At 68.1% G+C, this 11,967-nt stretch carries 14 protein-coding genes; 7 read left to right on the top strand and 7 right to left on the bottom strand.

What is annotated here, in order from left to right; all coding sequences use genetic code 11:
- Window positions 1-15 precede the first annotated feature (15 nt).
- Both MJ777_RS11000 and MJ777_RS10995 read right to left on the bottom strand, forming a co-directional pair.
- Entirely contained in the window at window positions 16-618 is a 603-nt protein-coding gene (locus tag MJ777_RS11000; RefSeq protein ID WP_239346609.1) for an NlpC/P60 family protein, read from the bottom strand.
- 435 nt (window positions 619-1,053) lie between these two features.
- Window positions 1,054-2,046, bottom strand: a complete 993-nt coding sequence (locus MJ777_RS10995; protein WP_239375771.1) for a tyrosine-type recombinase/integrase — start codon at window positions 2,044-2,046, stop codon at window positions 1,054-1,056.
- A 314-nt stretch (window positions 2,047-2,360) separates the two neighbouring features.
- Here MJ777_RS10995 and MJ777_RS10990 point away from each other — a divergent pair, with 314 nt between their 5' ends.
- From MJ777_RS10990 to MJ777_RS10980, 3 genes are all read left to right on the top strand, one after another.
- Entirely contained in the window at window positions 2,361-2,612 is a 252-nt protein-coding gene (locus MJ777_RS10990) for a hypothetical protein (RefSeq protein ID WP_239375769.1), read from the top strand.
- 281 nt (window positions 2,613-2,893) lie between these two features.
- Window positions 2,894-3,349 (top strand): hypothetical protein, encoded by a 456-nt coding sequence (locus tag MJ777_RS10985; RefSeq protein WP_239375767.1) that lies wholly within the window; start codon window positions 2,894-2,896, stop codon window positions 3,347-3,349.
- A 45-nt stretch (window positions 3,350-3,394) separates the two neighbouring features.
- The gene (locus MJ777_RS10980) at window positions 3,395-3,706 is read left to right on the top strand and encodes a hypothetical protein (protein ID WP_239375765.1); all 312 of its coding nucleotides are present in this window, start codon (window positions 3,395-3,397) and stop codon (window positions 3,704-3,706) included.
- A 717-nt stretch (window positions 3,707-4,423) separates the two neighbouring features.
- Here MJ777_RS10980 and MJ777_RS10975 read toward each other — a convergent pair.
- Window positions 4,424-5,245 carry an alpha/beta fold hydrolase gene (locus tag MJ777_RS10975; RefSeq protein WP_239311352.1) on the bottom strand — a complete coding sequence of 274 codons (822 nt, stop codon included), beginning with the start codon at window positions 5,243-5,245 and terminating at the stop codon, window positions 4,424-4,426.
- A 410-nt stretch (window positions 5,246-5,655) separates the two neighbouring features.
- Here MJ777_RS10975 and MJ777_RS10970 point away from each other — a divergent pair, with 410 nt between their 5' ends.
- On the top strand, window positions 5,656-6,471 hold the full coding sequence (locus MJ777_RS10970; RefSeq protein WP_239344951.1) for a class I SAM-dependent methyltransferase: 816 nt from the start codon (window positions 5,656-5,658) through the stop codon (window positions 6,469-6,471).
- A gap of 189 nt (window positions 6,472-6,660) precedes the next feature.
- On the opposite strand, the gene MJ777_RS10965 is transcribed toward MJ777_RS10970, so the two are convergent.
- The 3 genes from MJ777_RS10965 to MJ777_RS10955 form a co-directional block, all read right to left on the bottom strand.
- A complete protein-coding gene (locus MJ777_RS10965; protein ID WP_239375763.1) occupies window positions 6,661-6,906 on the bottom strand; it encodes a hypothetical protein in 246 nt (81 codons plus the stop codon).
- Between the two features lie 217 nt (window positions 6,907-7,123).
- Entirely contained in the window at window positions 7,124-7,399 is a 276-nt protein-coding gene (locus MJ777_RS10960; protein ID WP_239375761.1) for a type II toxin-antitoxin system RelE/ParE family toxin, read from the bottom strand.
- Window positions 7,396-8,229, bottom strand: a complete 834-nt coding sequence (locus MJ777_RS10955; RefSeq protein ID WP_255724039.1) for a type II toxin-antitoxin system prevent-host-death family antitoxin — start codon at window positions 8,227-8,229, stop codon at window positions 7,396-7,398. Before MJ777_RS10955 ends, MJ777_RS10960 begins: the two co-directional genes overlap by 4 nt.
- 176 nt (window positions 8,230-8,405) lie before the next feature.
- Here MJ777_RS10955 and MJ777_RS10950 point away from each other — a divergent pair, with 176 nt between their 5' ends.
- The 3 genes from MJ777_RS10950 to MJ777_RS10940 all read left to right on the top strand — a co-directional run bounded on the left by MJ777_RS10950 (window position 8,406) and on the right by MJ777_RS10940 (window position 10,826).
- Window positions 8,406-8,741, top strand: coding sequence for an acyl-CoA dehydrogenase family protein (locus MJ777_RS10950; RefSeq protein ID WP_239310233.1), 336 nt, complete (start codon window positions 8,406-8,408; stop codon window positions 8,739-8,741).
- Window positions 8,742-8,832: 91 nt separating this feature from the next.
- Window positions 8,833-9,519 (top strand): enoyl-CoA hydratase/isomerase family protein, encoded by a 687-nt coding sequence (locus tag MJ777_RS10945; RefSeq protein WP_239375757.1) that lies wholly within the window; start codon window positions 8,833-8,835, stop codon window positions 9,517-9,519.
- A gap of 254 nt (window positions 9,520-9,773) precedes the next feature.
- Window positions 9,774-10,826, top strand: a complete 1,053-nt coding sequence (locus tag MJ777_RS10940) for a beta-propeller fold lactonase family protein (protein ID WP_239310235.1) — start codon at window positions 9,774-9,776, stop codon at window positions 10,824-10,826.
- 19 nt (window positions 10,827-10,845) lie between these two features.
- Here MJ777_RS10940 and MJ777_RS10935 read toward each other — a convergent pair whose 3' ends face one another.
- Window positions 10,846-11,889 (bottom strand): NAD-dependent epimerase/dehydratase family protein, encoded by a 1,044-nt coding sequence (locus MJ777_RS10935; RefSeq protein WP_239375755.1) that lies wholly within the window; start codon window positions 11,887-11,889, stop codon window positions 10,846-10,848.
- Between the last annotated feature and the right edge of the window lie 78 nt (window positions 11,890-11,967).

Below are 11,967 nucleotides of genomic sequence, written 5' to 3'. Positions count from 1 at the left end.
TATTGCCGGGCGCTCTTACACACGCCCGATGCGGTAGTTGTCGGTCCAGATAAGTTGATATTGTACATATGTACCCGGGCGCCGAGAAACAATCATCTGCCCGCCGCCGGCGTACAGGCCGTTGTGGTACGCTCGCCCTTGATCATCCAAAAAGAAGATCACATCACCTAGGCGAACATCGGCCCGGCTGACTGGGTGTAGCGCGTCGAACTGCTCGTAGGTTGTACGGGGTACTGAGACGCCCACCTGCGCGTAGACATACTGGATGAGACCTGAGCAGTCGAAGTCATTCGGTCCGGCGCCACCATAGCGATAGGGCTTACCGATCTGCTGCTGGGCGACCGCGACTGCCGCCGCGCCGAGCGAGTTCGACCCTGCGGTCGAGTCCGGCGGCTGCGCTGTCGTCGTCCCGAAAAGCGCACTCCACGTCAATGGCCCGACAATTCCGTCAGCCACCAGGCCCGCGCCAGCCTGGAAACTTCGGACGGCGCTCTCCGTCGCTGGGCCAAAATCCTGGTCGGCCGTGATCCCCAACCGGCGCTGGACCTCCGCGACTGGCTCTCCCCGGCTCCCTCGGCCCAGCAGCCGACCGGGATACTCCAGCGCCGCGAGCTGCACGGTGCTGGACGCTGAGGAGGACGATGTGTACCAGACCGCGTCCGTGGAAGAAGGTACGGCATTTTCCGTATACCCATTGCGTGGAGCGTGCTCACTTGCGGTGGCCGGACGAGGCGCAAGCGCCACCGCGACGGCAACAGCACAGGAGAACGCAGTTACCGTTGGTGAGACTGCACGGCTTGAGATGGACATTACCATCGCCCCTCCGCCGCCGTCCGGGCAGCGAGCCCGGGCCCCGTCCGCGTGCGTCTCGCGGACACGGGGATGCGGACGGGCCTCGGCGGTCATCCCCGTTACTCACGGTGATAGTGAGCACCCTCACGCTAAGAGACGACCGAAGAACTTTCAGCGATACTAGTTACCAAGAGTAACAGCGTTGGCTTGCCGTCCGATCAACAGGCAGCGGGCAACAGGCGTGGCAGCGCCGGCCGGCCGCTACAGGCCGACCTTGCCGGAGGGGTTGTCCCGGTCGAACAGGCGTCCCGCCCGCACGTAGCTGTCCAGTGATGTGGACGAACGCCACCGTCCTTGCCGCATGATCGCGCGATCGGGGACGCCCGCACGGGCGGCGGCAGTGGCAAACCCTGAGCGCAGGGAGTGGCCGGCGAAGTCGGTGGGGGACAGGCCCGCCGCGGCCACCCGGCGCTGGACTATCCGGGCGACCGAGCCCGGATAGAGCCGGCCCGAGCTCACTCCACCGTGCCGGTTGATCGCGCGGAACGCCGGCCCGTGCGTAATGCCGGCAGTCTCCCGCCAGGCGATCCACGACCGGACCGGGCAGGTCGGCCGGTAGGAACCGAAGGTCAGGCCGACCAGCGCGCCGCTTGCGTCCTGGTCGGTCTTGGATCTGCGGATGGTGAGGATCACGCCGTCCGGCGTCTCGGCGATGTCGGCCAGGTCGAGCGCGACGAGCTCGCTGCGGCGCAGGCAGCCGGCGAAGCCGACGAGTAGCAGCGCCCGGTCGCGGATGTCGGCGAGCCGGGAGCCGTCCAGCTCGGCGAGCACCTGGGTGAGCAGGCGGGTCTCCAACGCGTTCTTGCGGTTCGGAGCGGCGCCGTGGGTGCGGCGGATGCCGTCCCAGACGGTCGCCGCCTCAGGGGATGACGCCGGATTGGGGTGGCGGCCCAGCTGGTGTGCCACGGAGATCGCGGCCAGCCGTCGGCGGATGGTGGTCGGCTTGTATCCGGCGTCGGCGAGCGCCGCCAGATAACCGGCCACGGTTTCCGGGGACGCGGGCAGCACCGCCAGCTGCGGCGACTGGTCGGCACACCACGCACCGAAGTGGCGAAGGTCGGTCTCGTAGGCGCGCCAGGTCGAGGGGGCCCGTGCGGCCCGGGCATAGTCGGCCACCCGCTCGACCAGGTCCGGCGAGAGCGCATCGTCGCTATCGAATCTACGGACAGCAACTTCTGAGCCGCCTTCGCTCATATTCGTAACCCACCCTTTCGGCGCCTGGCTGACGCCCGAGAAGTAAAGCTTATCGGGCGTCAGAACGAGAACTGTTTCGTATCAGATTATCGTATCGATACACAACTAAACAACGTTTCAAAACGAAACGTTAAACGATATGGTGCAGGGCGATGCTGGACGCCGGCTGAACCTTCGGCTGCGCCTTCCAGCGACGAGGTGGACAGCATGGGTCGGCTCGCCATGCTCAGCGCGACCCCGCCGCGGCGGGGTGACCAGCGGGGTGACACCCGTATGCCTTCGACGGCCGGCGTGTCCGCTCATTCAGGTTCGGCATGAATATCCCGAATCATGAATATGTCGCCGGGCTGAATGGTGGCTTTTCCGAACCGACATCTGTTTTTCGGTTGTTTTTCGGTGGACCGCTCCACGGCATCCACAGCATCCGCGACGAACGGCCGGCCGGCGGCCACGGAACGGATTGCCGTGCTGATGTTCCCGCCGTGCTAGCCTCCCCCCGTCTCATTGTCACCGGTCCGTTTTTCCAGGAATCTGGACCACCTGCCGAAAGAGGTATCCAGAAATGATGCGCCGTCTCGCGCTTGCCGTAATTGCGGCTGGCGCTGTCACCGGCCTGATCGCAACGCCGGCGTCGGCCAGCAGCACATTCAGCGTCGTGCAGCCTCACCAGAGATATGCCGGCAAAACGTACGGACAGTGGTCGGCAGCCTGGTGGCAGTGGGCGGTCAGTGCCCCGGATCCCGACAGCCCCCTCAACGATCCAACAGGGGAGAACTGCGCCGTCAACCAGAGCGGACCGGTGTGGTTTCTCGCCGGCACCCCTGGGACCAGCAGCCCGAGCTGCACTGTGCCCGCAGGCAAGGCAATCCTGTTTCCAGTCATCACCGCCGAATGCTCCAGCGTGGAGAAAAACGGCACGACTGAGGCGGAGTTGCGCGCCTGCGCGGCGAACTACATCAACCACGCGACAGCCCTGCACGCAAGCGTTGACGGAACCCCGATCGACCTCGGGCCCGCCGGCAGCCGGTTCCGGTTCCAGTCTCCGTTTTTCCGGATCTGCTTCGTGCCGGACAACCCCATTTACCCTGACGGCGGAAAAGGACGGTCAGTCTCCGACGGTGTCTGGGTGTTGCTGCGGCCATTGCCGCCAGGCCAGCATGAGATCAACTTCACTGGGACAATCTCCATTCCCGAGGCCACTCCGCCTGTCAACTTCCAGATATCCGTCAACTATCACGTGACGGTTGCGGATCAGTCCTCCGATTATGAGGAGCCGGAAATCCCTGCCTATTGGCGTTGGTAGTCACCGACGGCCGAGCCGTTCCCGCCGCGGGGTGTCTATGCACGGATGCTGGTCCAGCAGTCCCGTATTGATGAGGAACTGTGCGCCGACGCCGAGGAATGGGCCAGCTACCAGATCGCTGCCGACGCTCTCGGGGCGCGACACGCGTCAGCCATGGCGCTGGAATGGGCAGGACGTGCCGCGGTCCACTCGGTTCTGGTCCGGGATAGCGCGGCCCTCACCGGGTGCCAGCTCACCCTCGACAGCCCTCGACAGTACCGAAGCCCCCCTGGCGCAAGAACCATTGATCATCGGTGGCCCACCGGGGCCATCGGTCAGATCGGGGGGCTGGCGTCCCACGGCTCGGCCGGCCCATGATCCCCTGGAGGCTCCCGCCGATCGATATCAGGCCCATGACCCGCAGCCCAGAGAGTGCGGCACTTCTCGCAGTACAGCGCTGTGCCCTGCCGCCATCCGCCCTTGCCGCCACGCCGGTTACGACGGTGCTCGGGGCAACGCAGCCGCAGCAGGATGGCTCCCGGGTCCGGCTCGGGCTCAGGCGGACGTGCCGCCGCGGCAGCTGTCATGTCCGCACCTTGCCGGTTCCTCCGCAGCGACGGCACGGTTTGTCCTCTTGGCCGTCGAAGCTGGATTCCTCGTCCGATTCGAGAATGGGCCTGGTCTGATAACCAGCGCCACCGCAGTCCTCACAGGTCAGCATGCCCTGGGCGACCGCGTCGTGCGGTGGGCGGAAATCGGCGCCGGCCCGTTTACCGGACCGCCCCGCGCCCCGGCCGCGTCGGTCACCCCGGAACATGGCCACGATGTCACGGTGACGGCTGGGATGCCGGTTGTCGAGTACGGCCTCCCAGCCGCCGCCGGCCCCGTCACCACCTGCCCGACCAGCAACACATATGACGAATATCCCAATGATGGATATACCGTCCGTCGGACATCGCCCATATCCACGCGCAACGCGCGGCGGTGCACACCAGTGACGACGCCGTGCGGCACAGCGCCGAGGCCTCCAGAAGATCCAGGCCGGCCCCTGCGCTGGACAGAGCCCATCGGCCGCACGTCCGCAACGCCGTCGTTTCAGCTCTTGAGGAAGGAGAGCAGGTCGTCGTTGAAATCCTGCTCGAAACGGCCGACCAGCCCGTGGGGCGCGCCGGGTACGACCTTCAACGTCGCGTCTTTCACCAGCGGTGCTGATTTCAGCGCCGCGGCCTGAATCGGAACGATCTGATCGTCGTCACCGTGCGAAATCAGAACCGGGACGTCGATCTTCTGGAGGTCTTCGGTGAGGTCCGTTTCTGAGAATGCCTTGATACAGTCATACGCGGGCTTCAGTCCCACAGTCATGCTCATGAGCCAGAATGCGTCGCGGATCCCCTGGGAGACGTCCGCGCCATCCCGGTTGACGCCGTAGAAGGGGACGCTCAGATCTCGGTAGAACTGTGACCGGTCAGCGCGCAGGTTCACCCGCATGGCGTCGAAGGCGTCGATCGGTGTCCCGTCGGGATTGGCGGCCGTTTTGAGCATCAGCGGAGGTATCGCCCCACGCAGCACGGCGGTCGCGACTCGCGATGTGCCATGGCGGCCCATATAGCGGGTGACTTCTCCGCCCCCGGTAGAATGACCGACCAGCGTCACCTGCCTCAGGTCGAGAGCGTCCATCAACTCGGCAAGATCGTCGGCGTACGTGTTCAGGTCGTTGCCGTCCCAGGTCTGACCTGAACGCCCGTGGCCTCGGCGGTCATGCGCGATGGCCCGGTAGCCGTGGGAGGCCACGAGTTCCAGTTGGTTGTCCCAGGCGTCCGCGGTCAGCGGCCAGCCGTGACTGAACACGACTGGCCGACCAACGCCCCAGTCCTTGTAAAAGATCTGCGTGCCGTCCGTGGTCGAGATGGTGGGCATTGTTGGCTTTCCTTCCCGGTGAGATCGTTGCCACAGTTACCCCGCGTGGGCACGTGACGCGATCAGGAGATCACCGATCCGGCATACCCGAGGCGACGCCCCTCAACCCGAACGATCCAACCGGCCGCTGGCTCCCCCGGTTCGCCGACGTGTTACCGCCCTGACCCATTGTCCCATGGGGTGGCCCGCCAACGAGCGGGCCACCAGCCACGGCCGGCGCATGTTTGAGGAGCTCCGCCCGCCGCGGTCACCGGCCACCACGTCCGCCCAGTTCTGACCGAACCTGATCGTGTCGTTTACGTGCGCCACGAACGCGGAAAATGAGATCGTATAGACCGATCGCACGTGCGGCGGAACTGTGCGGGACGCGACATGTCCGATAATCTGACGAAGGACCATCGGGAGGGTGCGTGCACCGGCGGACGGAAAAATTCGGCGTCACGTTAACCATTCTGGACGATCTGCTGACCCCGCTCGCCGCCGAACCCAGGGAATTCCTTCTCAACCGGGCGCTGGACGAGTTCGTTCAGGATGTCGCCGTCCTGGACGGCGTCGCGGCGACCATGGTGACGGGCGCACCCAGGCCGAAGATCGACGAATCGATCGACGCCGCCGGGACGGCGGTAACCGACAGCGAGTTGATTGTTTCAGGCCAGCAGGTGATGCAGTCCTGGGAGCGGCCGCTCATGCAGGCGCTGGCCCAGGCCGTGACAACGCCTGGCGGCTCGGTCCTGGAGGTCGGCTTCGGGCTTGCGATCTCCGCCGGTTTCGTGCAGGAGATCGGACCCGCCCACCACACGATCATCGAGGCGAACCCGGAGGTCGCCCGTCGTGGGGCCGAGTGGGTAGGCGCGCAGGGGCGGCCCGGTGCGGAACTGGTCCATGGCAAGTGGCAGGACGTGCTGCCGGCCCTCGGCCGGTTCGACGGGATCCTGTTCGACACCTACCCGTTGGACGAAGGCGAGTTCGACGAGTACGTCATGCGCGACGCGACATTCGCCGAGCATTTTTTCCCGCACGCCGCCGCGCACCTGAGGGATGGCGGTGCGTTCACCTACTACTCCAATGAGATCGATTCGATGTCCCGGCGTCATCAGCGGGCATTGCTGGAACACTTCCGGTCCTTCTCGGTGCGGATCGTCGACGGCCTGCGGCCGCCACCGGACTGTCACTACTGGTGGGCACCGTCGATGGCAGTGATCGTCGCCCGCGAACCGCGCCGCTGACGCGTACACGACCGTCGATGCGCGGGTCGCGGTCGCACCCTAGCGGTCGCTGGCGGACGGCGGATGGCTCGTGCTGTCGGTGCCGCCGCGCCGGCTCGCCCGCGTCGAACGGTGCCTGGCCGCCCAGGAGGTCACCGTGCTCGACGCGGAAAGTGCCCTGCTGGCGGGGATGCGCGACTTCTGCGAGCGTCACCGGGTGGCGTGGGCGCTGGTGCTGGAGGCGGACGCGGCCGAGCGGACGTCGCGTGAATGGGCCAGTCTGTCGAAGGTCGCGCAGGCCGGCATGACCGCGGTGCGGGCCTCGGTCGAAGCTGCGGGACCGGCCGTGCTGCTGGTGAACGCCGGTATGCTCGCCCGGTACGACGGTTCGCTGACCCTGTTCGACGAACTGCGCGAATCGGTCCGGACGGCTACCGCCGGCACGGCGGTGCGCACGGTGTGGGTGCTCGTACCCTGGGCCGATGCGGAGAAGCAACCCCTGCTCGACGGCGGCGCCCCGGTACCCCCGTTCGGGAGCCAGTGGCTGGCGCTGTCCGAGGAGTGGATTGCCAGGCATGAGTCCCGGCTTGCCGAGGGGGAGCAGCATGATCGAAGGACAAGCGTCTGCTGGCCGATCTGCGGGTCCGCAACGCTCGACTGCTTCTACCCGCTTCTAGCCACGGGGTCGGTAGACGTCCGCGCGGTGCTCGATCGCGACGACGTCGACTCGGTGGTTGTCGGTGTCAACGCGGTAAATGACGCGGTAGTCGCCTCGTCGCGCGCTGTGGAGCCCGGCGAGTTGGAGCTGGAGTGGCTTGCCGACGCGGTGGGGGCTGGCCGCGAGAGATCCGTAAAGGAACTCGACGACGGCGGTGGCGACCTTCTCGGGCGGTCGGCGAAGGGCGTGTCGAGCGGGCGCGGTGAAGGCGATCTCGTAGGCGTCGGTCACCGGCCGGTGGCGAGACGCAGCGCTTCGTCCTTGGTCAGGACGGTCGTCCCCGCCTCGTCGAGGTCGTCGAGCGCCTCCCGGACGTCGGCCATGAGCTGAGTGCTGCCCATGACGGCAAGGGTCTCCTCGAGCGACTCCAGGTCGTCGACACTGATGACGATCGCCGCTGGTCTGCCGTGCCGTGTGATCACGACGCGGCCGTGCTCTCGTTCGACGCTGTCCACAACCTCCGAAAGGCGGTTTTTCACATCCGCCAGCGACATCTGCTCAACGATCGACATAGCCACAACTATAGCCAAGACTGGCCGTTCCGGCGGGGTCACCGCTGGCCGGGCGGACCTACCGGCAAGCCTCGGATCGCTACCAGGCAGGCATCGGTCATCGATGGCGGCCACTCGGCCGCCAAGATCGCCCGGAACGTCGGCGTCCACGAGATGACGTTGGGAAAGTGGTTGAAGAAAGCACGGGACGAGAGGGATGAGGTCGGGCCGCGCGGCCCTCAGGACGTCGTAGGTCAGTCCCCACGAGGCCATGACGCGGGGCGTGAAGTTCTCCACGAGGATGTCCGAGCGGGAGACGAGCTCGAGGAGCAGCTCCCTGCCCTCCTTGCTGCCCAGGTCGAGGGTGGTGCCCCGCTTGCCCGCGTTGCCGCCGTGGTAGCTCGGGCCCGTCTCCCACCAGAGGTCCTCGCGGAACGGCCGGGCGCCGCGCATCCTCATGCCGTCCGGCCGGGACACGGACTCGACCTTGATGACGTCGGCGCCGAGCAGGGCGAGCACGTAGCCGACGATGGGTCCCGCCCAGAACGCGGTGAGGTCGCAGACCCGCAGGTCCGCAAAGGGGAGCGCCGCCGGTTCGGTCCCGGTGGCCGGCTCTCGCGGGGTGCGGGCGGCCCTGACCGTCGCGGTGTGCTCGCCGGGCGTGGGCGTGGGCGCGAAGTCGCGCAGCGCGAGGCTGCTCCGCGGGAAGCGGTAGGGACGGCGGGACGCCGGCGACGCTGCGGTAGTTGACCTCGTACGCGGAGACCGACCTGCAGGTCGTGCGTCTCGGTGGGCTGCGGGTCCTCGGCGAGCTCCTGCGGGGACGTGAGCCCGGTCCGGCGGCGTCGTTGGGACGCCTCGTCTTCACGGAGTTCGAGCAGCGGCTGCACGCTCTCGCGGTCGAGATCACCGGACGGGCTGCGGTGCTCGCGCCGGGCCGGGCCCATCCGGTCGAGGGTGGGCGGTGGTCGGCGGGCCTGCTCGCCACCCGTGCCAGCACGATCGGGGCGGGGACCGCGGAGATCCAGCGCAACACCATCGCCGAACAGGTGCTTGGCCTCCCGCGGGAGCCGGCGGCATGAGCACCGACGGGGTTGTTGTCAGCACCGACGGCGGCCTGCTCAGGATCGTCCTGGACCGGGCGACGGCCCGCAACGCGCTGCGCGCCGCGACATGCGTCGGATCACCGCCGCCGTCACCGACGCGGTCGACGGCGGAGCCACCCGGGCGATCCTCATCCGATCGGTCGGGCCGCACTTCAGCGCGGGCGCGGACATCGTCTCGGTGAATGCACCCGGTACCGGTGGACTGATCCGGGCGGTCCGTGCCGGCGCGAACCGCATGATCCAGACGTTGTGGGACTGCCCGCTGCCCCTCGTCGTCGCCGTGCAGGGTCGGGCGATGGGCCTGGGCGCTCACCTGGCACTCACCGCCGACGTGATCGTAGCCGGGGAGGGCGCCTCGTTCGTGGAGCCGTTCGCGGGGCTCGGCTTCGCCGTGGACAGCGGCGGCACCTGGCTGCTGACCCGGCGGGTGGGGATCGGCCCGGCCACGCAGGTGCTCCTGCGGGGCAAGCCCCTGGACGCGCGGCGCGGCCACGAGCTGGGTGTTGTCGACGAGGTGGTCGCCGATGCCAATCTCGCGGCGCAGGCGGCCCTGATCGCGGCCGACCTAGCGGCGGGGCCGACGCTCGCCCTGTCAGCCACCAAGGGACTGCTGCGCCGCGGCCTGTCCACCGACCTTGCCGCGGCCCTCGAGTCCGAGCTGGTGGCCGTCGAGCTCACGGTACGCAGCAGCGACTTCAAGGAGGGCATCGCCGCCTTCGGCCAGCGCCGCAGGCCCGAGTTCACCGGACGCTGATGCACCCTCTGCCACCAGATGATTCTCCGCTTCGATGTCGCTCACCGCCGCGCTGTGGGCCGCAGCGGCCCGATCCGACGGCGCGACCGCCCCGGGGCTTCCCACGGGCCGGTCCAGTGACATCGCTTTTCGTGGTCCGGCCCTCCCGCTCCTCCCGGGGACGTGCCGCTCTGCGGGTTTGTCGTCTCACCGGGCGCGGGTAGGTGTGGGCTCGGCGGAAGCGGAATTCGACACCGAAAAGCCGAGGGAGAGCGATGACTGAACGTATGAACGGTCAGAGGGTGAAGGGCGCCGCCGTGTATGCCCAGACCAACGATGCTGCCAGGAACGAGGTTGTTGCCTTTAGGCGTTCCGCGGACGGCAGGCTCGCTCCGCTGGGACGTTTCGGGACCGGGGGCCGGGGAAGCGGCACCCCGCACCTGCCATCACAGAGTTCCGTCATTCTCAGCGACGACGGCCGGTGGCTCCTGGTCACGAATGCCGGCAGCGACGAGCTGTCCCTGTTCTCGGTGGAGGAGGACGGGCCACGGCTCGCCGATCGTGTCCCCTCCGGTGGTGCCAGGCCGACGAGCGTCGCGGTGAACGGCGATCTCGTCTACGTACTCAACAACGGCACGCCGAACATCAGCGGTTTCCGCATCCGGGACGGGAGGCTGACCCCGCTTGAGGATTCGACGAGGCCGCTGAGCGCCGGCAACGCGGATCCGGCCCAGGCGTCCTTCAGCCCGGACGGCCGGACGCTCGTGGTCACCGAGCGTGGGACGAACAGCATCAGCGCCTTCGCGATCGGTGATCGTGGCTACGCCGAAGGCCCGATGACGATCCCGGCCGCCGGGCGGACCCCCTACGGCTTTGATTTCACCCCGCAGGGCTCGATGATCGTGACCGAGGCGTTCGGCGGCGAGACCGGTGCCGCGGCGGCTTCCTCATACACCGTGGCGGGTGCGGGCCGGCTCGCCCCGGTGAGCGGTTCGGTCGGCGACACCCGCAGTGAGGTCTGCTGGGCCGCCGTGACCAGGGACGGCCGCTTCGCCTACGTGACGAACTTCGGCGATGGCACGGTCTCGAGCTACCGGGTCGAGGAGGACGGAAGCCTCGTGCTGCTCGACCCGGTAGCGGGCTCGACCGGAAGGGGGGAGAAGGGCATCCGCGACGAGGCCATCACCCCGGACGGCCACTATCTGTATGCGATCGACACCGATGGCCAGCGGGTCCTCGGCTGGACGGTGGAGTCCGACGGCCGGCTCACCCCGGTCGGCGCCTTCGAGGGTGTTCCGCAGACCGTTGCCGGCCTGGCCGTGAGCTGACCGCCGGGACCGGTCCGGTTCATCCGCGCAGCGGGTCACGCGCGAACCCGGCCATCCCGTCGCTGAAGGCGATCTGCGGTCGGTATCCGAGGATATTGCCGGCGCGGGCGGACGAGGCGGCGATGTGCCGGACGTCGCCGGCCCGATAGGCGCTGGTGATGACGGGCGCGGGTCCGCCGAAGGCCTGGGCCAGCGCGTGCGCCATGTCGCCGACGGTGTGCGGATCGCCGGAGCCGATGTTGAGCGGGAGGAGCCGGCCGGGTGGGGCCGTGTGCCGCAGCGCCTGCAGATTGGCTCGGGCGACGTCGTGGACGTGGACGAAGTCGCGGAGCTGGCCGCCGTCCTCGAAGACCCGTGGTGCCTCCCCCCGCTCCAGTGCGCTGCGGAAGATCGAGGCGACGCCGGCGTACGGGGTGTCGCGGGGCATCCGCGGGCCGTAGACGTTGTGGTAGCGCAGCGCCAGGACGCTGCCGCCGGTCGTGATTGCCCACACGGCGGCGAGATGCTCCTGGGCGGCCTTTGTGGCCGCGTAGACGTTCCTGGGGTTCAGGGGGGCGTCCTCGGTGACGGGCGTCGGCTGAAGCGGGTTGCCGCAGCACGGGCACGGTGCTTCGAACCGGCCGGCGTCAAGATCGGCCGGCCGCCGTGGGCCGGGGCGCACCAGCCCGTCGGCCGGGCAGCGGTAGCCGCCCTCCCCGTAGACCACCATCGAGCTGGCCAGCACCAGACGCCGCACCCCCCGGCGGGCCATGGCGGACAGCAGTACCGCGGTACCGAGGTCATTGTTGGTGGCGTAGGCGGGCAGGTCGTCGAGGTTGACCCCCAGGCCGACCATGGCCGCCTGGTGGCACACCGCGTCCACCCCGTCGAGCGCCGCCTCGACCCGGACCGGGTCGGTCACGTCCGCGACGATCAGCTCGGCACCGTCGTTCACCTCGGGTTTCGTGCGATGCACCGCGGGCAGCACGGCGTCCAGCACCGTGACCTCGTCACCCGCTCCGACCAGCGCGTCGACTATGTGGGAACCGATGAAGCCGGCGCCGCCGGTGACCAGGACTCGCATGTCCGTGACGTTAACCGCTCCGGAGCGACCCGGATCTTACGAGCCGAGGAACAGCTTCCGGGCACAAGGACTATCCAG

The organism is Protofrankia sp. Cj5 (genome assembly GCF_917627405.1).
Classification (GTDB): domain Bacteria; phylum Actinomycetota; class Actinomycetes; order Frankiales; family Frankiaceae; genus Protofrankia.
The sequence above is the reverse complement of the archived record's forward strand: the minus strand, read 5'-3'. Positions and strand labels throughout refer to the sequence as shown.